At 65.3% G+C, this 19578-nt stretch carries 15 protein-coding genes; 7 read left to right on the top strand and 8 right to left on the bottom strand.

The features are described 5' to 3' along the window. Positions 1-107 precede the first annotated feature (107 nt). Entirely contained in the window at positions 108-371 is a 264-nt protein-coding gene (locus BRPE64_RS05630) for a DUF2866 domain-containing protein (RefSeq protein WP_044041989.1), read from the top strand. Here the strand turns inward: BRPE64_RS05630 and BRPE64_RS05635 are convergent. Together BRPE64_RS05635 and BRPE64_RS05640 are read right to left on the bottom strand one after the other, a co-directional pair. After that, positions 368-1393: a CaiB/BaiF CoA transferase family protein gene (locus tag BRPE64_RS05635; protein ID WP_016345078.1), complete on the bottom strand. Its 1026-nt coding sequence runs from the start codon at positions 1391-1393 to the stop codon at positions 368-370. The two genes, BRPE64_RS05630 and BRPE64_RS05635, sit on opposite strands and share 4 nt — an antisense overlap. Positions 1394-1432: 39 nt before the next feature. Then, entirely contained in the window at positions 1433-3373 is a 1941-nt protein-coding gene (locus tag BRPE64_RS05640) for an ATP-binding cassette domain-containing protein (RefSeq protein WP_016345079.1), read from the bottom strand. Between the two features lie 155 nt (positions 3374-3528). Here BRPE64_RS05640 and BRPE64_RS05645 point away from each other — a divergent pair, with 155 nt between their 5' ends. After that, the gene (locus tag BRPE64_RS05645; RefSeq protein ID WP_016345081.1) at positions 3529-4020 is read left to right on the top strand and encodes a glutathione peroxidase; all 492 of its coding nucleotides are present in this window, start codon (positions 3529-3531) and stop codon (positions 4018-4020) included. A gap of 6 nt (positions 4021-4026) precedes the next feature. On the opposite strand, the gene cls is transcribed toward BRPE64_RS05645, so the two are convergent. The 6 genes from cls to dapC form a co-directional block, all read right to left on the bottom strand. Further along, complete coding sequence (gene cls, locus BRPE64_RS05650; protein WP_044041990.1) at positions 4027-5526, bottom strand: cardiolipin synthase; 1500 nt, start codon at positions 5524-5526, stop codon at positions 4027-4029. A gap of 169 nt (positions 5527-5695) precedes the next feature. Next, positions 5696-6580, bottom strand: a complete 885-nt coding sequence (gene prmB, locus BRPE64_RS05655; protein WP_016345083.1) for a 50S ribosomal protein L3 N(5)-glutamine methyltransferase — start codon at positions 6578-6580, stop codon at positions 5696-5698. 42 nt (positions 6581-6622) lie between these two features. Continuing rightward, positions 6623-7759 (bottom strand): succinyl-diaminopimelate desuccinylase, encoded by a 1137-nt coding sequence (dapE, locus tag BRPE64_RS05660; RefSeq protein ID WP_016345084.1) that lies wholly within the window; start codon positions 7757-7759, stop codon positions 6623-6625. Between the two features lie 106 nt (positions 7760-7865). Then, entirely contained in the window at positions 7866-8234 is a 369-nt protein-coding gene (locus tag BRPE64_RS05665; protein WP_016345085.1) for an ArsC family reductase, read from the bottom strand. Positions 8235-8236: 2 nt separating this feature from the next. Next, positions 8237-9064 carry a 2,3,4,5-tetrahydropyridine-2,6-dicarboxylate N-succinyltransferase gene (dapD, locus tag BRPE64_RS05670; RefSeq protein ID WP_016345086.1) on the bottom strand — a complete coding sequence of 276 codons (828 nt, stop codon included), beginning with the start codon at positions 9062-9064 and terminating at the stop codon, positions 8237-8239. A 59-nt stretch (positions 9065-9123) separates the two neighbouring features. Continuing rightward, a complete protein-coding gene (gene dapC, locus BRPE64_RS05675; protein ID WP_016345087.1) occupies positions 9124-10389 on the bottom strand; it encodes a succinyldiaminopimelate transaminase in 1266 nt (421 codons plus the stop codon). A 177-nt stretch (positions 10390-10566) separates the two neighbouring features. On the opposite strand from dapC, the gene BRPE64_RS05680 reads away from it, so the two are divergent. From BRPE64_RS05680 to def, 5 genes are all read left to right on the top strand, one after another. Next, positions 10567-11574, top strand: a complete 1008-nt coding sequence (locus BRPE64_RS05680; protein ID WP_016345088.1) for a DMT family transporter — start codon at positions 10567-10569, stop codon at positions 11572-11574. Between the two features lie 156 nt (positions 11575-11730). Beyond that, positions 11731-15246, top strand: a complete 3516-nt coding sequence (gene smc, locus BRPE64_RS05685) for a chromosome segregation protein SMC (RefSeq protein ID WP_044041994.1) — start codon at positions 11731-11733, stop codon at positions 15244-15246. Between the two features lie 187 nt (positions 15247-15433). Beyond that, complete coding sequence (locus tag BRPE64_RS05690; RefSeq protein ID WP_044041284.1) at positions 15434-16696, top strand: cell division protein ZipA C-terminal FtsZ-binding domain-containing protein; 1263 nt, start codon at positions 15434-15436, stop codon at positions 16694-16696. Between the two features lie 195 nt (positions 16697-16891). Further along, on the top strand, positions 16892-18964 hold the full coding sequence (gene ligA, locus BRPE64_RS05695; RefSeq protein ID WP_016345091.1) for an NAD-dependent DNA ligase LigA: 2073 nt from the start codon (positions 16892-16894) through the stop codon (positions 18962-18964). After that, positions 18961-19494, top strand: a complete 534-nt coding sequence (gene def, locus BRPE64_RS05700) for a peptide deformylase (protein ID WP_016345092.1) — start codon at positions 18961-18963, stop codon at positions 19492-19494. The genes ligA and def overlap by 4 nt, the downstream gene beginning before the upstream one ends. Positions 19495-19578: the final 84 nt, after the last annotated feature.

Raw genomic sequence — 19578 nt, forward strand, 5'->3', positions numbered from 1 at the left:
CTTCCAGGGCTACCTCGTTGGGGTAACTTCGCGGCCAACTTCGCTCAAGGCATTTCGAAAAGCGATGTGACCGGAAGGATCGAGAGGACCACGCATTGAAACACGCACTGAAACACGCAAAATCAGGCCGGCCCCAGGCCCCGTTCCATCTGCGCGGATGCCGCGTTTCCGCGCCGTTGCAGCAGCCGTGGGGCAGCGGGTGCCGGATCGTCGAATGGATCGACGAGCACGGCCAGATCTCGCGCCGCGCCGTCGCGGCGGATGTCACCGAGGATCAGGTCGTGGCCACCATCCGCCAGCACGTGACGGGGCGCAAGCACGTACTCATCGATGACGAACGCCAGCCGCGCCAGGTTCTGCCGCGCCGTTAGGTCTGAGCGGCGCGAAAAAGCGGGTGCACGGCAGCCTCGGCGGGCGTGAGCACGGGCGCGACGCAACAATCGAGCGCTTCGAGCAATTTCATCCAGTCGTCGAGTGTGCGTTCGCGAAATCGCGCGGCCAGTTCCGTCGACAATTGCGCGGCGTCCGCGCCGCCGATCGCCTGCCCAAGGCTCCAATGCCGTGACGCCCAGTCAGGGCGGCCGATCGCCTCGCACAACGTCTGCCAGAACTTCAATTCCAGTGCGCCCACGGCGATGAACCGGTCGTCGCGCGTGCGATATACGTCGTAGCAGGGCGCGCCGCCGTTGAGCAGCCCGGCGCCGGCGCGGGTACTCGCTTCGTCGCCATTCGCAAGCGCGATGTGCGCCATCACGTTGTGCGCATGCGCGGCATGCGTCATCGATACCTCGACACGCCGCCCCTCGCCGCCACGCGCCACATGCCACGCCGCCGCCAGTATTTTCATGACGGCCGAGAGCGCGCCGCCCAGCAGATCCGCGAGCTGGAAATTCGGCGCGACGGGCGTGCCGTCGCGCGCCGCGAACTGGTCCAGCACGCCTGCATACGCGATGTAGTTCAGATCGTGCCCCGCCTTGAGCGCGAACGGCCCCTCGCTGCCGAAGCCGGTGATCGCGCAATAGACAAGCTTCGGATTCGCCTCGCGCAGCATCTCGTAGCCGACGCCGAGCCGCTCCATCACCGCCGGCCGGAAGCTTTCCACCAGCACGTCCGCATCGCGCACGAGTTCGATCAGCGTCGAACGTCCTTCGTCGGATTTGAGATCCAGCGTAAGCAGCCGCTTGCCGCGATTGACGATGCGATAAAACGCACTCGGCGCGCCGCTTTTCCGGTCGGCTTCGCTTTGCAGCATCGCGCGGGCGTAGTCGCCTTCGCGGGGAGGCTCGATCTTGAGCACGTCGGCGCCGAGTTCAGCCAGCCGCAGCGTGGCGACGGGTCCTGGCAGAAGCCGCGTCAGATCGAGCACGCGAAGGCCGGTGAGGGAAGGCGTCAAGGTGCGGTCTCCTGTGCGCGCGATGTCTGTGGGTACGACCTACGAGCCGATCTGCTCCAGTTCCTCGTGCGCCTCGAGCCATTCCATTTCGAGCGTTTCGAGGCGCGTGTTGACTTCGCCCTGACGGCGGATCGTCTCGGTGAGCTTCTGCTTCATCGCGGCTTCGTAGCTTGCCGGATCGGCGACGAATGTATCGAGCTGCGTCTTTTCCGCGTTGAGCTTTTCCATTTCCTTCTCGATTTTCGCGATGCGCGACTGCAGCGGCCGTTTGAGATGCGCAAGCTTCTGCCGCTCCTGCGCTTCCTGACGACGCTGCTCGCGACGATTCACGCCGCTGTCCTGCGCCTCGCCCGACGCCGCCGTGCTCGCTTCCTTTGCGGCGGCGCGCGTTTCGGCGGCGTGCTGGAGCAGCCAGTCGCGGTAATCGTCGAGATCGCCGTCGAACGGACTCAGGCGATGCTTCGCGACGAGCATGAAGGTGTCGGTCGTCGCGCGCAGCAGATGCCGGTCGTGCGACACCAGAATCAGCGTGCCTTCGAACTGCGCGAGCGCCATGGTCAGCGCGTGGCGGGTTTCGAGGTCGAGGTGATTGGTCGGTTCGTCGAGCAGCAGCAGATTCGGCTTTTGCCAGATGATCAGCGCAAGCGCGAGCCGCGCCTTCTCGCCGCCGGAGAAGGGCGCGATCTTCGCCGTGGCCATGTCGCCCGAGAAATTGAAGCTGCCGAGGAAATCGCGCAATTCCTGCTCGCGCGTGTCGGGCGCGAGCCGGCCGAGATGCTGGAGCGGGGAGTCGTCGGGGCGCAGGGTCTCAAGTTGATGCTGCGCGAAATAGCCGATCTGCAGACCCTTGCCCTGACGCACGCTGCCCGACAGCGGTTCGAGCGTCTGCGCGAGCGTCTTGATGAGCGTCGACTTGCCCTGGCCGTTCGCGCCCAACAGACCGATACGCTGGCCGTTCTGGATCGACAGCGCCACGCCTTCGACGATCGGAATCTCGCCGCCTTCGTCGTTGTGGTAGCCGCAGCGCACATCTTCCATGACCATCATCGGATTGGGCGCGGCGTCGGGCTCGCGGAACTCGAACGTAAAGGGCGAGCTCGCATGCGCAGGCGCGATGAGCTCCATCCTCTCCAGCGCCTTCACGCGGCTTTGCGCCTGCTTCGCCTTGGTCGCCTTGGCCTTGAAGCGGTCGATAAAGCTCTGCAGATGCTGCACGGTCTTCTGCTGCTTCTCGTAGGCGCTCTGTTGCAGCGCGAGTTGCTGCGCGCGCAGCACTTCGAACTGGCTGTAATTGCCGCCGTAACGCTTCACCTGACGATTCTCCAGATGCAGCGTGACATTGCAGACGGAATCGAGAAATTCGCGATCGTGCGAGATGACGACGAGCGTGCCGGGATAACGCCCGAGCCAGTCCTCCAGCCACACGATGGCGTCGAGGTCCAGGTGATTGGTCGGTTCGTCGAGCAGCAGCAGATCGGACGGGCACATCAGCGCCTGCGCGAGATTCAGCCGCATGCGCCAGCCGCCCGAAAAGCTCGACACCGGTTCGCGCGTCTGTTCGAGCGTGAAGCCGAGACCGAGGAGCAGCGTTTCGGCGCGCGCGGGCGCGGTGTAGCCGTCGGCATCCGCGAAGGCGGCGTGCGCTTCGCCTTCGGCTGCGCCGTCGTGCGCCGCGGAGGCTGCCGCGATACGCGCCTCGATGGCGCGCAGGTGCGTGTCGCCGTCGAGCGTGTAGTCGAGCGCGCTGCGATCGACGGCGGGCGTTTCCTGCGCGACGTGGGCAATGCGCCACGACGGCGGCATCGAAAAATCGCCGCCGTCCGCGTGCAGCTCGCCGCGCAGCACGGAGAAGAGCGTGGACTTGCCCGCGCCGTTCGCGCCGACGAGACCGGCCTTCTCGCCCGGATTGAGCGTGAAGCTGGTCGCTTCGAAAAGCGGCTTGGTGCCGCGGGACAAGCTGAACTGGTTGAAACGGATCACGTGGGAATGGCGGCGAAGGGCGCGGCGAACAAGGAAAGCGCTATTTTAGACCGGACAGGTCGCGCGTCAGGGATCGGCCATTCGGCTAATGGCAGGCGGGCGCGCGGCGCGGTAGCATCGCTGAACTTTCATCGAATTCGATTACGGAGCACGCCATGAGCGCAGCGAACCAAGGCATCTACGATTTTTCGGCCGAAACACTCGACGGCGGCACCGTCAGCCTGGACCAGTATCGCGGCAAGGTGCTGCTGATCGTCAACACGGCGAGCGAATGCGGTTTCACGCCGCAATACAAGGGCTTGCAGGCCGTTTATGAGCAATTCGGCGCGCGCGGCCTGGAGGTGCTCGGCTTTCCCTGCAATCAGTTCGGCAAGCAGGAACCGGGCGACGCCGCGCAGATCGGCGCGTTCTGCGAGAAGAACTACGGCGTCACGTTTCCGATGTTCGCGAAGATCGAGGTCAACGGCGCGCACGCGCATCCGCTCTACCGCTATCTGAAGGACAAGGAACCGGGGCTGCTCGGCATCGAGGCGATCAAGTGGAATTTCACCAAGTTTCTCGTCGACCGCCAGGGCGACGTGGTGAAACGCTATGCGCCTCAGACCAAGCCCGAAGCCATGGCGGACGACATCGAAAAACTGCTCTGAACGCGCTCAGAGAATCGGCGAAAAAAGCCGCGCGACATGCATCGCCATGCGCCGCCAGAACGCGGCGCCGCGATAATCGTTGCCGTCGATCTCGAAGGAATGCGCGAAGTCCGCGAGCAGCATCGCCTCCACATCGCTGGCGAATGCGCGATCGACCGTGAGCACCGTGATCTCGAAGTTCAGGCGAAACGAGCGGTTGTCGAGATTCGCGCTGCCGACCGACGCGGCGATATCGTCGACGAGCACGACCTTCTGGTGCAAAAACCCCGGCTTGTAGCGGAAGATGCGCACGCCCGCCTGAAACAGGTCATAGGCATAGAGCTTGGACGCGGCGAACACCACATGATGGTCGCGCCGGCTCGGAATCAGAATGCGCACGTCGACGCCGCGCATCACTGCGAGCCGCAGCGCCGAGAACACGGCTTCGTCGGGAATCAGATAGGGCGACGTGATCCAGATGCGCTCGCGCGCCGCGTTGATCGCCTCGACGAAGAACAGCGAGCAGGTTTCCTGTTTGTCGGCAGGACCGCTCGACAGCACCATGCAGTGCATGTTTTCGTCCGAATGCGGCGCGGGACCGAGTTCGGGCAGGCGCTGCGTCGCCCAGTACCAGTCTTCGGTGAAGACGAACTGAATGCTGGCGATTGCCGGCCCGCGTACCTCGACATGCGTATCGCGCCACGGCGAGAGGCGTGGATTGCCGCCGAGATATTCGACGCCCACATTGTGTCCGCCGACGAACGCACGCTTGCCGTCCACGACCACGATCTTCCGATGATTGCGGAAGTTGATCTGAAAGCGGTGCACGAACTTGCGCGTGGCGGCGAACGGATGCGCCTCGACGCCGCCCGCGCGCAGCGCGTTCACGTAGCGATGCGGCAGGTCGAAGCTGCCGATGCTGTCGTAGAGAAAGTAGACGCGCACGCCGGCCTGGGCTTTTTTGATCAGCGCGTCCTTGAGCATGTCGCCGAGGGCGTCGGCGCGCACGATGAAGAACTGCACGACCACATACTGCTCGGCGGCGGCGATGGCCTCGAGAATGGCCGCGAAGGTCGCGTCGCCATTGACGAGCACGCGCACCGAGTTGCCGCGTAGGAACGGCATGCCGGACAGGCGCTGGAGCGTGCGGATGGTCGGGTTGCCGAGGTAGGTGGCCGGTCCCGGCGCGATTTCGCCGCGTGCGCCGGTGGCATCGACGAGCGGCGCGCCATCGACAGTCTGAGGAGCGTCGCTGCGGGCGCCCGATTCCCATTCGGCGGGCTTCGAGCGGCTGCGCAGAATGTCGATTTCGAGACGCCTTTCGTCGATGTAACCCGCGAACTTGCTGCGGCCGAGAAAGAGATAGGGGATGAGCGTGAAATAAGGCATCGCGACCAGCGACACCGCCCACGCCACCGCGCCTTGCGACGTGCGCGTGTTGATGACGGCATGAATCGCGGCGATCACGCCGAGCGCGTGCGCGGCTATCACCAGCGTGCCGAGATGGAGCCAGTCCGATGCTTGCATAGACGCAGAAGGTGGGAAGTGCTTCGTCAGCGGCGATCCGGCATAGTCGATCTCCGGCCGCTGACGGCGATGCGTCATCTTACCCAAGCCTTCCGCGCAAAGTGTCGGCGATAGTCGCCGCGTGTGCCGCGCCGCAACGTTTCGCTGCAGCGTCTGGCCCCGCGTCCGCTCACGCGGGCAGGTCGGCGGCCTGAATCAGGAACACGTTGTCGTCGCCGGCGCTGGTCGACAGCCACACCAGATCGAGGCCGCCCAGGGCCGCTTCGACATTGGGCCGCTCGTTGCCGATCTCGACCACCAGTACGCCATCTTCGGTCAGCCACTTGCCCGCGTCGCGCACGATGCGCCGCACCACATCCATGCCATCCGCGCCGCCTGCGAGCGCGAGTTCGGGCTCATGCCGGTATTCCTCAGGCAGCGCCTGCATGGCCTGGGCGTTGACGTACGGCGGGTTCGTGATGATCACTTCGTAGCGCGTGGACGGCAGCGGCGCGTACAGATCGCCTTCGTAGAGGCTCACGCGTTCTTCGAGGCCGTAGTCGTCGACGTTGCGGCGCGCGACCGCGAGTGCGTCCGGCGAAATGTCGACAGCGTCGACATCGGCGTTTTCGAACGCGTGCGCGGCGAGAATCGCGAGGCAGCCCGAGCCGGTGCAGAGTTCGAGCACGCGCGTGACCTGATCGGGATCGGCAACATAAGGTTGCAGGCCGTCCTGCAGCAATTCGCCGATAAACGAGCGCGGCACGATCACGCGTTCGTCGACGTAAAAGCGACGGCCGTGCATCCACGCTTCCTGCGTGATGTACGCCGCGGGAACGCGCTCTTTCGCGCGGCGCTCGATCACTTTCATGACGGCGTCGATTTCGTCGTCGAGCAGACGCGCGTCGAGGAACGGATCGAGCGTGTCGAGCGGCAGATGCAGCGTGTGCAGAATCAGGTACGCGGCTTCGTCGTAGGCGTTGGTCGAGCCGTGGCCGAACGACAGGCCCGCCTGGGTGAAGCGCGAGACGCCAAAGCGCAGCAGGTCGCGCACGGTGGTGAAGGGTAGCGCCATCGAAGGCTCCTTGTTATTGTCGGATTGAATGGGCAGACGAGTTCAGGCGATCAGCGCTTCGAGCACGCGCCGGTAAACGTTCTTCAGCGGCTCGATGAAGCGCACTTCGACATGTTCGTCGATCTTGTGGATGGTGCCATTGGGCGGACCGAATTCCACCACCTGATCGCAGATGCGCGCGATGAACCGGCCATCGGACGTGCCGCCCGTGGTGGACAGTTCGGTGCGCACGCCGGTTTCGTCGAAAATTGCATGGGCGAGCGCGTCCGACAGTGCGCCGCGCGGCGTGAGAAACGGCAGGCCGCTTACGATCCACTTCAGATCGTAGTTGAGGCCGTGACGATCGAGAATGGCGTGAACGCGGTTTTGCAGGCCCTCGACCGTGCTCGCGGTCGAGAAACGGAAGTTGAACATCACCTCGGCATGGCCGGGAATGATGTTGGTCGCGCCGGTGCCGGAATGCAGATTCGACACTTGCCAAGTTGTTGGCGGGAAATAGTCGTTGCCGTCGTCCCAGCGCTCGGCGACGAGTTCGGCAAGCGCCGGCGCCAGCAGATGCACCGGATTCTTCGCGAGATGCGGATACGCGATATGTCCCTGCACGCCCTTGACGACGAGCTTGCCGGTCATCGAGCCGCGCCGGCCGTTCTTGACCATGTCGCCGAGCGTGGCGTTCGAAGTCGGCTCGCCGACGATGCAGTAATCGAGCCGCGTGCCGCGCGCCTTCAGTGCTTCAACCACTTTCACGGTGCCGTCGGTGGCGGGGCCTTCTTCATCGCTCGTGATGAGGAAGGCGAGCGAGCCGCGATGTTCCGGGCACTGCGCCGCGAACTCTTCGCTCGCCACGACGAACGCCGCGAGCGACGCCTTCATGTCCGCCGCGCCGCGGCCGTAGAGTTTGCCGTCGCGGTGAGTGGGCGTAAACGGCGGCGAACTCCATTGTTCGAGCGGGCCGGTCGGCACGACGTCGGTGTGGCCGGCGAACGCGAGCAGCTTGCCGCCTGAGTCGGTGCCGCGCTTCACGGCCCACAGGTTGGTGACGCCGTCCGATTCGATCGTTTCGCATGCGAAGCCGATGGCGGCGAGCCGCTCGATCATGAGGGCCTGGCAGGCTTGATCGTCGGGCGTGACGGATGCGCGCGCGATCAGCGCTTCGGTGAGGGAGAGCGTGTCGGACATGATTCTGGGCCGCTTACATTTCAAAGGCGATAAAAAATGCCGGCGCGCGGGCCGGCACTCGTAGCAAGCTTGCGATGACCGTTGCGTTCACAGTCATCGCGTGCGCTCACGCAAACAGCGTTTCGTACTGCTCGGCGGCAAACCCGAGCGTCTTCACACGCCCGTTCACGACGACGACCGGCCGCTTGATGATCGACGGCTTGTGGATCATCAGCGCGATCGCGCCGGCGGTCGTGTCGGCTTCGGCTTTGTGCACGTCCGACAGTCCGCGCCAGGTCGTGCCGCGCTTGTTGATCAACTGCTCGATCGACACGTCTTTCAGCCAGTCCTGCACCAGCGCGTTGGACACGCCGGCCTTCTTGAAGTCGTGAAATTCGAACGGCACGCCGTGTTCTTCCAGCCACACGCGTGCTTTTTTCACGGTGTCGCAATTCGGAATACCGTAGACGACGGTCGTGGCGGTTCCGCGCGCCACGATCAGTCGCCTCGCAGCAGTTCGTTCAGGCCGACCTTCGCACGCGTCTTGGCGTCGACCTTCTTCACGATCACCGCGCAGTACAGGCTGTGCGAGCCGTCCTTCGACGGCAGATTGCCCGCCACGACGACCGAACCCGCCGGAATGCGGCCATAGGTGACTTCGCCGGTTTCGCGGTCGTAGATCTTGGTCGACTGGCCGAGATATACGCCCATCGAAATGACCGAGTTTTCCTCGACGATCACGCCTTCCACGACTTCCGAGCGCGCGCCGATGAAGCAGTTGTCCTCGATGATGACCGGGTTCGCCTGCAGCGGCTCCAGCACGCCGCCGATGCCCACGCCGCCCGACAAATGCACGTTCTTGCCGATCTGCGCGCACGAGCCGACAGTGGCCCAGGTATCGACCATCGTGCCTTCGTCGACGTACGCGCCGATGTTGGTGTACGACGGCATCAGCACGACATTCTTCGCGATGAACGAGCCGCGGCGCGCAATGGCCGGCGGCACGACGCGAAAGCCGCCCGCCGCGAAATCTTCGGCGGTGTAGTTCGCGAACTTCGAGGGCACCTTGTCGTAGAACTGGGAGTAGCCGCCTGCGGGCATCGGCGCGTTGTCTTCCAGGCGGAACGACAGCAACACGGCCTTCTTGAGCCACTGATTCACGATCCAGTCGCCGTCGCGCTTCTCGGCGACGCGCATCTGACCTTTATCGAGCTGCTCGATTGCATGCGCGACGGCTTCGCGGACTTCGGCGGGCGCAGCCTTGGGCGAGAGCTCGGCGCGGTTTTCCCAGGCGGTATCGATGATGCTCTGAAGTTGTTGCGACATAGTGATATCAAGGATGGAGAGATTGGACCGGCTACGCTCAGGGTGCGCTCATGCTGCGTTCAAGCGGCCAGCGTGCGGCAGAATTCGACGATGCGGCGGGCTCCTTCGACACATTCCGCGGTTTCGGCAACCAGCGCGATACGCACGAACCCGACGCCGGGATTCGTGCCGTGCGCGGTGCGCGCGAGGAAAGAGCCCGGCAGAACCGTCACATTATAGTCGGCGTACAGGCGCGCCGCGAACTCGGTGTCCGAGAGGCCCGTGCGCGAAACGTTCGCCCAGAGGTAGAACGCGGCGTCGGGCAGGCGTACGTCGAGCACGTCGGCGAGCATCGGCGTGACCGTCTGGAATTTTTTCAGATACTGGGCCCGGTTGTCGCGCACGTGCGTTTCATCCTGCCACGCGGCGATGCTCGCGCGCTGGAACACGGTCGAGAGCGCCGCGCCGTGATACGTGCGGTAGAGCAGGAAGTCCTTCAGCACCGCGGCGTCGCCCGCGACGAAGCCCGAGCGCATGCCCGGCACGTTCGAGCGCTTCGACAGGCTCGACAGCATCACCAGACGATCGAAGCCGCGTCCCAGCAGGCGCGCGGCTTCGAGGCCGCCGAGCGGCGGTTGCGCTTCGTCGAAATAGATTTCCGAATAGCACTCGTCCGATGCGATCACGAAGCCGTGCTTGTCCGACAGCGCGAAAAGCTCGCGCCAGTTGTCGAGCGTGAGCACGGCGCCCGTCGGGTTGCCCGGCGAGCATACATAGAGCAGTTGCGTGCGCGCCCAGATGTGCTCGGGCACGGCGGAATAATCGCAAGCGAAGTTGCGCGCCGGATCGCTGTTGACGAAATACGGCTCGGCGCCCGCGAGCAGGGCCGCGCCTTCGTAGATTTGATAGAACGGGTTCGGACAGAGTACGATGGGCGGTTCCGCGCCGATCGTGCTTTGGCTGTCGATCACGGTCTGCGCGAGCGCAAAGAGCGCTTCCCGCGAGCCGGAAACGGGCAGCACCTGCGTCGCCGGATCGATCGATTCGAGGCCGTAGCGCTGTTTCGCCCACGCCGCGATCGCCGCGCGCAGCGGCTCGCTGCCAAGCGTGGCCGGATACGATGCGAGGCCGTCGAGCGCATCGATCACGGCGGTGCGGATCAGCGCGGGCGTCGGATGCTTCGGCTCGCCGATGCCGAAGCTGATCGGCGTGAATCCGGCGCGCGGTTCGATCCCTTTGAAGAGCGCGCGAAGCTTTTCGAACGGATACGGCTGAAGTTTCTTGAGAAGTGGATTCACGGCGTGACCGGTAAGCAGTAAGCGATGCACGCAAGGCGCGAGGCGCATGACAGCGCGGCATCGGAAGACATGGAACGGACGCGAAGCAAGCTGACGATTATAGCGCGCGCCCCTGGCCCGTCAGGCGATGACGGCGGGGAGCGGCCGCGCGCCACGAAGGACGGAAGGTCGAATGACGAGGTTCATGAAGCACGGCGTGTGGACAGTGACGGAAAAAGGCGAAGCATGCGCATCGAAGCAGGGAGCGCCGCGATGACGCGCACGGCGTGGCCGACGCTCGCGATCATGCTGGGCGCATCGGTATGGGGTCTCGTCTGGTATCCGATGCGCATGCTCGCCGCCATGGGTCTCTCGGGCACCGCCGCCAGCGCCACGACCAGCGCCGCCGCGTGCATCTTCGTGTTGCTGCTGCGGCGCCGCTCGATCAGCACGCTCAACTGGCACTGGCTGCTCGTCGCGCTCGGCGTGGCGGCGGGCGTGACGAATATCGGCTTCGTGTGGGGCGCGATCCACGGGCAGGTCATGCGCGTCTTGCTGCTCTTCTATCTGACGCCCGCATGGACCGCGATCTTCGCGCACTTCATCCTGAAAGAGCGGCTCACCCGCGTCGATGCCGCGCTGTCGCTGCTCTCGCTCGCGGGCGCCGTCGCGATGCTCTGGTCGCCCGAACTCGGCATGCCGCTGCCCGCCGATCTCGCCGAATGGGCGGGGCTCATGGGCGGCATGGGCTTCGCGATGAGCAACGTGCTCGTCGTCAAGGTCACACGCACGCTGCCACGGCTCAAGCCCGAAATGCGCACGGCGGTGATCTTCGGCGGCGCGGCGCTGCTCGCCTCCGTCGTCACGCTGTTCGAGCCGATGCCCGCGCCGCCCGCCGCAGCGCTTCTGCCCACCGTGACGTTCATCGTGATCGGGCTGGGCGTCGTGCTGGCGGCCAACAACATCATCGTGCAGATCGGGCTCGCGCGCGTGCCGGCCAATCGCGCATCGATCATCATGCTGTTCGAACTCGTCGTGACCGCGTTGTCGTCGTGGCTGTTTGCGGGCGAAGTGCCCGGCGCGCGCGAGTGGGCGGGCGGCGGCTGCATCGTCGTGGCGTGCGTGCTGTCGGCGTGGGCGCACCGTCAGGGCGCATCGCGTGCGTCTCCCGCGCCTGATGTGTCCAACATCGCGCCCGACATCGTCGAACACGCACCGGAAAGCAAAAAGAAATCGACTCGCGCGATGGTATGATGGTGTCCGCTTCGCCGGGCCAGATGCGCTTGAAGCATTGCTGTGGAGCGTTCCCGCGAAGCACGTTGCGCTGCGTACCCGAATGCGATCGACGGGCCGCGCTGCGGCCTGTCTGCTATCTATCTTCCGTTATCAATTCCAAACAGCGATATCGCCGTGCGTCTGACCTCGATAAAACTCGCTGGCTTCAAGTCCTTCGTCGATCCCACGCATTTTCAGGTCCCCGGCCAGTTGGTCGGCGTCGTCGGGCCGAATGGCTGTGGCAAGTCCAACATCATCGATGCCGTGCGCTGGGTGCTCGGCGAATCGCGCGCGTCGGAGTTGCGCGGCGAATCGATGCAGGACGTGATCTTCAACGGATCGACGGCGCGCAAGCCCGGCAGCCGGGCAAGCGTCGAACTCATTTTCGATAACGCCGACGGCCGCGCCGCGGGTCAGTGGAGCAGCTACGGCGAAATCGCCGTGAAGCGCGTGCTCACGCGTGACGGCACGTCCAGCTACTACATCAACAATCTGCCCGCGCGCCGCCGCGACATTCAGGACATCTTCCTCGGTACGGGTCTCGGCCCGCGCGCTTACGCGATCATCGGGCAGGGCATGATCTCGCGCATCATCGAGGCGAAGCCGGAAGAGCTGCGCGTGTTTCTCGAAGAAGCCGCGGGCGTGTCGAAGTACAAAGAGCGCCGCCGCGAGACCGAAAACCGCCTGCACGACACGCGCGAGAATCTGACGCGCGTCGAGGATATCGTCCGCGAACTGGGCGCGAATCTCGAGAAGCTCGAAGCGCAGGCGGTGGTCGCGACCCGCTACAAGGAATTGCAGGCCGAAGGCGAAGAAAAGCAGCGCCTCTTGTGGCTCCTGCGCAAGCGCGAAGCGGGCAACGAAGCCGAGCGTCAGCAGCGCGCGATCCGCGAGGCGCAGGTGGAGCTCGAAGCGCAGACCGCGCGTCTGCGCGAAGTCGAGGCGCAACTGGAAACGCTGCGCGTGGCGCACTACAGCGCGAGCGACGCGATGCAGGGCGCGCAAGGCTCGCTTTACGAAGCCAATGCCGAAGTGAGCCGGCTGGAGGCGGAGATTCGCTTTATCGTCGAATCGCGCAATCGCGTGCAGGCGCAGATCGCCGCGCTCACCGCGCAGCGCGAGCAATGGCAGATGCAGGCGCAGAAGGCACGCGACGACATCGACGCCGCCACCGATGCACTCGCCGAAGGCGAAGAAAAGGCCGCCATCGCTGCGGATACCGCCGCCGCGCAGCACGACGCGCTGCCCGCGCTCGAAGCCCGCTGGCGCGACGCGCAGGCGCAACTGAACGAGGAACGCGCGGGCATCGCGCGCGCGGAGCAGGCGCTGAAGCTCGAAGCGGCGCATCAGCGCAACGCGGATCAACAGCTTCAGCAGTTGCAGCAGCGCCAGGAACGTCTGAAGAACGAAGCGAGCGGGCTCGACGCCCCCGACGAAGCGCAGCTCGAAGAGTTGCGCATGCAGCTCGCGGAGCACGAAGAAATTCTCGCCGAAGCACAGGCGCGCCTCGCCGATTCGCAGGACACCGTGCCGCGCCTCGATGCCGCGCGCCGCGAAGCGCAGGAGCGCGTGCAGAAGGAAAGCGCGCATATCCATCAGCTCGAAGCGCGCCTCGCCGCTCTCAAGGCGTTGCAGGAAAGCGTGCAGACCGAAGGCAAGATCCAGCCGTGGCTCGACAAACACGAGCTTGGCGCGCTGCCGCGTCTGTGGAAGAAGCTGCATGTGGAAGCGGGCTGGGAAGCGGCGCTCGAATCCGTGCTGCGCGAGCGTCTCGCCGCGCTCGAAGTATCGAATCTGGACTGGGTCAAGGCCTTCGCCACCGACGCGCCGCCCGCCAAGCTCGCGTTCTATTCGCCGCCTGTGGCGGGTAAGCCGGTCGAGACGCCGCACGGCCTGCGCTCGCTGCTGTCGCTCGTGCGCATCGACGACCCAGGCCTGCGTGCCGTGCTCAACGAATGGCTGGCTGCGGTGTTCGTCGCCGATGACATCGCGCAGGCGCTCGCTTCGCGCAATCAATTGCCGGACGGCGCCGCGTTCGTCGTGAAGGCGGGGCATGTCGTGACGCGCGTGGGCGTGCAGTTGTATGCGCCGGACTCCGAGCAGTCCGGCATGCTGGCGCGCGCGCAGGAAATCGAAAATCTCACGAAGCAGGTGCGCGCACAGGCGCTGCTCTCCGACGAAGCAAAAGCCAACGCCGTGCGCGCCGACGCCGCGCACACGCAAGCGTCGCAGACGCTCGCGGAAGCGCGCGCCGCCGCCGAACGTGCCACCCAGCGTGTGCACGCGCTGCAACTGGACGTGCTGAAGCTCGCGCAGGCGCATGAACGCTACACGCAGCGCAGCACGCAGATCGGCGAGGAACTCGAGGAAATCGCCGCGCAGATCGAGGAGCAGCGTGCGTTGCGCGCGGAATCGGAAGCGGCTTTCGAGCACCACGATGCCGAGATCGCGCAGTTGCAGGCGCGTTTCGAGGACAACCAGCTCGCCTTCGAAGCGCTGGACGAAGAACTGACGAACGCGCGCCACGCGCTGCGCGAACTGGAACGCGCGGCGAGCGACGCGAGTTTCGCGGTGCGCGGGCTGGCAGCGAAGATCGACGAATACAAGCGCAACATCGAGACGGCGCACGACCAGAGCGAGCGCATCGCGGGCACGCTGGAAGACGCGCGCGCCGAACTCGAAACCATCAACGAGCAGACCGCGACGACCGGCTTGCAGGACGCGCTCGAACTGCGCGCGGCACGCGAGGAAACGCTGCATGCGGCGCGCGTCGAACTGGACGATCTCACCGCGCGTTTGCGTCAGACCGACGAGCAGCGCCTCACCGCAGAACGCTCGTTGCAGCCGCTGCGCGACCGCATCAACGAATTGCAGTTGAAGGAGCAGGCCGCGCGCATCAGCGGCGAGCAGTTCGTCGAGCAGTTGCAGGCGGCGGGCGTCGACGAAACCGCGCTCGCGGAGAAGCTCACGACGGACATGAAGCCGTCGTATCTGCAAGGTGAAGTCACGCGCCTGAACAACGCGATCACCGCGCTCGGGCCGGTCAACATGGCCGCGCTCGAAGAACTGTCGGCGGCGACCGAGCGCAAGCACTTCCTCGACGCGCAATCGGCCGATCTGAACGACGCCATCAACACGCTGGAAGATGCGATCCAGAAGATCGACCAGGAAACGCGCGCGCTCTTGCAAGGCACGTTCGACGAGGTGAACCGTCACTTCGGCGAACTGTTCCCGCGTCTGTTCGGCGGCGGTCAGGCGAAGCTCATCATGACCGGCGACGAAATTCTCGACGCCGGCGTGCAGGTGATGGCGCAGCCGCCCGGCAAGAAGAATTCGACCATTCACCTGCTCTCGGGCGGTGAAAAGGCGCTTACCGCGACCGCGCTCGTGTTCGCGATGTTCCAGCTGAATCCCGCGCCGTTCTGTCTGCTCGACGAAGTGGACGCGCCGCTCGACGACGCCAACACGGAACGCTTCGCGAATCTCGTGCGCGCGATGGCGGCCAAGACGCAGTTCCTGTTCATCTCGCACAACAAGATTGCGATGGAGATGGCGCAGCAACTGATCGGCGTGACGATGCAGGAGCAGGGCGTATCGCGCATCGTCGCGGTGGATATGGAATCGGCGGCGGGTTTTGCGCAGAACGGCTGACGCGGCGTCGGCAGCCGGCGAGTTTTGCTTGAGATTTGAATGAGTGGCGGGCCGGACCGTGTTCCGGCCACGTGCGCAGGCGCGGAGTAGCGCGCATCGGCCAGGCGGCGGCGAGAAGCCGGAACGCGGCGGGTGCGTGCGACAGATCGCGCGGCGCTTCGAAACCCAAAAGAATGATGGAGCCTGCATGGACGAGTTGACACTCGGATTGATTGGAGCCGGAGCCGTGGTGGTGGGCGGCGTGGTCGTGTACAACGCGTGGCAGAGCGCGAAGGTGCGGCGCAGGATGCCGCGGCCGATGCCCGACGAAGCCGCCGACGCGCTCGCGCGCCAGGAGACCGACGACGAGCAGCCGTTCATCGAGCCCGTGCGCCAGCCGCGCCGCGAGCCGGTGACGGGCGACGCCGACGGCGAGCAGCCGCGCGATGCACGCATGGAGCCGAGTTTCGGCAACGCGAGTACGGCGATGGAAATGCCTCCGCTGCCGCCGGTCGCGCCCGCGGATACCGCCGTCGATCTTCAGGCCGAGGCGACCTCCGCCAATGAAGCCGCGGACGAAGCGCCGAACCGCGCCGAGGACGAGCGCACCGAACCCGTGATGCCCGCCGCGACCACCATTTCGCCGGCGCCGCCGGCGGTCGTGGATCGCCGTATCGACTGCGTCGTGCCGATCCGCCTCGCCGCACCTGTCGCGGGCGATCGCGTGATGCCGCTCGCGCAACGGCTGCGCCGCGCGGGCACGAAGCCCGTCACCATCGAAGGCAAGCCCGAGGGCGAGAGCACGTGGGAACTGCCGCGCAGCGGCGTGCGCTACGAAGAACTGCGTGCGGCCGCGCAACTGGCGAACCGCAGCGGGCCGCTGAACGAGCTCGAATTTTCGGAGTTCGTGACCGGCGTGCAGCGCATGGCCGATGCCATCGACGGCGCGCCCGAATTCCCCGACATGATGGAAACCGTCGGCATGGCGCGCGAACTGGACGCCTTCGCCGCGCAGTGCGACGCGCAGCTCTCGATCAACATCCTGTCCGACGGCGCGCCGTGGTCGGCGAACTACGTGCAGGCGGTCGCGTCGCAGGACGGGCTGCTGCTCTCGCGCGACGGCACGCGTTTCGTCAAGCTCGATGCGAAGCAGAATCCCGTCTTCATGCTTCAGTTCGGCGACACCAATTTCCTGCGCGACGACCTCACCTACAAGGGCGGCCAGATGATCACGCTGGTGCTCGACGTGCCCGTCGCCGACGAAGACATCCTGCCGTTCCGCCTGATGTGCGATTACGCGAAGTCGCTGTCGGAACGCATCGGCGCGCGCGTCGTCGACGATCAGCGCCGGCCGCTGCCCGAGTCCGCGCTGCTCGCCATCGAAAAGCAGTTGATGACGTTGTACGCGAAGCTGGAGCAGGCGGGCATTCCGGCCGGCTCGGCCGCGACGCGGCGCCTGTTCAGCCAGTAGTGATCTGCGCGTGCCGGATCGTGACGGCACGCTTCGGGATCGAGAATTGCGCCCCTCGCCGGGGCGCTTTTCTTTGCATGCGCGCCGCCGCACCGACGCCCGCACTTAGGCCATTCGGCCGATGCCACGATTTACCGATCTTCTGAGACAATCGAACGATCGATTGACCGATTCAACACATTCATTCGAAGCCGCATGTCCGCAAAAAAGAAAGCCGAGTCCGCCGTCCAGTCGGAAGCCCCCGTGCCCAGCGCCGATCGTCCGGCCGAGCGCGCGGCGTGGCTGCGCTCGGAACTGGAGCGCGCGAATTACGCGTACTACGTGCTGGATCAGCCGGATCTGCCCGATGCCGCCTACGACACGCTGTTCAAGGAATTGCAGGGAATCGAAGCCGAGCATCCGGACCTGATCACGCCGGATTCGCCGACGCAGCGCGTGGGCGGCGAAGTGGCCGAAGGTTTTACGCCTGTCGTTCACGACGTGCCGATGCTTTCGCTCAACAACGGCTTTGCGGATGAAGACATCGCCGCGTTCGACAAGCGCGTGTCGGACGCGCTGGGCCACGCGCCGGTCGAGTACGCGTGCGAACTGAAGTTCGACGGGCTCGCCATTTCGCTGCGTTATGACGACGGCCATTTCGTGCAAGCCGCAACGCGCGGCGACGGCGCCACCGGCGAAGACGTAACCGCCAACGTCCGCACCATCCGATCGATTCCGTTGACGCTCAAGGGCAAGAATCCGCCCAAACGACTCGACGTGCGCGGCGAAGTGCTGATGTTCAAGCGCGATTTCGAACGTCTGAACGCGCGCCAGCGCGAGGCCGGGCAGCGCGAATTCGCGAATCCGCGTAACGCGGCAGCGGGCGGCCTGCGTCAGCTCGATCCGAAGATGACCGCGCAACGCTCGCTGTCGTTCTTCGCATACGGCATCGGCGTGCTGGAAGGCGCGGACATGCCCGCCACGCACGCGGCACTGCTCGACTGGTACAAGGAGATGGGCTTGCCGGTGAACGCGGAGCGCGCGGTGGTCGAAGGCGCGGAAGGCTTGCTCGGCTTCTTTCGCAAAACGGGCGAGAAGCGCGAGACGCTGCCGTACGACATCGACGGCGTCGTCTACAAAGTGAACGCGCGCGCGCAGCAGGACCAACTCGGCTTCGTGTCGCGTGCGCCGCGCTTTGCGCTCGCGCACAAGTTTCCGGCGCAGGAAGCGCTGACGGAACTGCTGGCGATCGACGTGCAGGTCGGCCGCACGGGCGCGATCACGCCGGTCGCGCGTCTCGCGCCGGTGTTCGTCGGCGGGGCGACCGTCACGAACGCGACGCTGCACAACGAGGACGAGGTTCGCCGCAAGGACATCCGCATCGGCGATACGGTAATCGTGCGGCGCGCGGGCGACGTGATTCCCGAAGTCGTCGGCGCGATTCTGGAACGGCGTCCGGCCGACGCGCGCGAGTTCGTCATGCCGACGGAATGCCCAGTCTGCGGCTCGAAGATCGAGCGTCTCCCGGACGAAGCCATCGCGCGCTGCACGGGCGGGCTGTTCTGTCCGGCCCAGCGCAAGCAGGCGCTGTGGCACTTCGCGCAGCGCCGCGCGCTCGATATCGACGGGCTCGGCGAGAAGATCATCGATCAACTGGTCGAGCAGAATCTCGTGCGCACGCCCGCCGATCTCTTTAACCTGGGTTTCGCGACGCTGGCGGCGCTCGACCGTTTCGCCGACAAGTCCGCGCAGAATCTGCTCGACTCGCTCGACAAGGCACGCAAGACGACGCTCGCGCGCTTCATCTATGCGCTCGGCATCCGGCATGTCGGCGAATCGACTGCGAAGGATCTGGCCAAGCATTTCGGCTCGCTGACTCCGATTCTGTCGGCCTCGGTCGAGGAATTGCTCGAAGTCAACGATGTCGGCCCGGTGGTCGCCGAGGCCATTCACAATTTCTTTAGCGAAGAGCACAACCAGCACGTGATCGAGCAGTTGCGCGCGAACGTGTCGTGGCCGGAAGGGCCGCCCGCGCCGAGGGCGCCCCAGGGCGTGCTGGCCGGCAAGACGGTCGTGCTGACGGGCACGTTGCCCACGCTCTCGCGCGAAGAAGCAAAGGAGATGCTGGAGACGGCTGGCGCCAAGGTGGCCGGCTCGGTATCGAAGAAGACCGACTACGTCGTGGCGGGCGCGGAAGCGGGCAGCAAGCTCGTGAAAGCGGAAGAACTCGGGGTTCCCGTCCTCGACGAAGACGGCATGCGTAAGCTTTTGGAAGGAGTCACTCCATGATTCGAGAAATCCTGAAGATGGGCGACCCGCGGCTGTTGCGCGTCGCACAGCCGGTCGAACATTTCGACACGCCTGAACTGCACGCGCTCGTGCAGGACATGTTCGACACGATGCACGACGCCAATGGCGCGGGGCTTGCCGCACCGCAGATCGGCGTCGATCTGCAGGTCGTGATCTTCGGCTTCGGGCATAACGAGCGTTATCCCGATGCGCCGTCGGTACCGGAGACGGTGCTCATCAACCCGATCATCACGCCGAACGGGCACGACATGGAGGAGGGCTGGGAAGGCTGTCTCTCGGTGCCGGGGCTGCGCGGCGCGGTGCAGCGGTTCTCGATGATCCGCTACCAAGGCTTCGACCAGTTCGGCCACGCGATCGAACGGCTCGCCGAGGGCTTTCACGCGCGCGTCGTGCAGCACGAGTGCGACCATCTGATCGGCAAGCTCTACCCGATGCGCATCACCGACTTCTCGAAGTTCGGCTTCACCGAAGTGCTGTTTCCGGGACTCGATCCGGCGCGCGACGATTGATTCGTCGCTCGCGTAAGCCGCTTCGAATCACGCACAAGCGCCGAAGTGCAGCAGCACAGAGGCACAGAAGGCCGCTCCTCACCG

It is taken from the genome of Caballeronia insecticola, assembly GCF_000402035.1.
Classification (GTDB): Bacteria; Pseudomonadota; Gammaproteobacteria; order Burkholderiales; family Burkholderiaceae; genus Caballeronia; species Caballeronia insecticola.

Excerpts from the sequence above, each read along its gene's own strand:
- BRPE64_RS05645 (WP_016345081.1), top strand. The coding sequence starts at position 3,529 with ATGAGCGCAGCGAACCAAGGCATCTACGATTTTTCGGCCGAAACACTC.
- cls (WP_044041990.1), bottom strand. The coding sequence starts at position 5,526 with ATGCAAGCATCGGACTGGCTCCATCTCGGCACGCTGGTGATAGCCGCG.
- prmB (WP_016345083.1), bottom strand. The coding sequence starts at position 6,580 with ATGGCGCTACCCTTCACCACCGTGCGCGACCTGCTGCGCTTTGGCGTC.
- dapE (WP_016345084.1), bottom strand. The coding sequence starts at position 7,759 with ATGTCCGACACGCTCTCCCTCACCGAAGCGCTGATCGCGCGCGCATCC.
- dapD (WP_016345086.1), bottom strand. The coding sequence starts at position 9,064 with ATGTCGCAACAACTTCAGAGCATCATCGATACCGCCTGGGAAAACCGC.
- dapC (WP_016345087.1), bottom strand. The coding sequence starts at position 10,389 with ATGCGCCTCGCGCCTTGCGTGCATCGCTTACTGCTTACCGGTCACGCC.
- BRPE64_RS05680 (WP_016345088.1), top strand. The coding sequence starts at position 10,567 with ATGCGCATCGAAGCAGGGAGCGCCGCGATGACGCGCACGGCGTGGCCG.
- BRPE64_RS05690 (WP_044041284.1), top strand. The coding sequence starts at position 15,434 with ATGGACGAGTTGACACTCGGATTGATTGGAGCCGGAGCCGTGGTGGTG.
- ligA (WP_016345091.1), top strand. The coding sequence starts at position 16,892 with ATGTCCGCAAAAAAGAAAGCCGAGTCCGCCGTCCAGTCGGAAGCCCCC.
- def (WP_016345092.1), top strand. The coding sequence starts at position 18,961 with ATGATTCGAGAAATCCTGAAGATGGGCGACCCGCGGCTGTTGCGCGTC.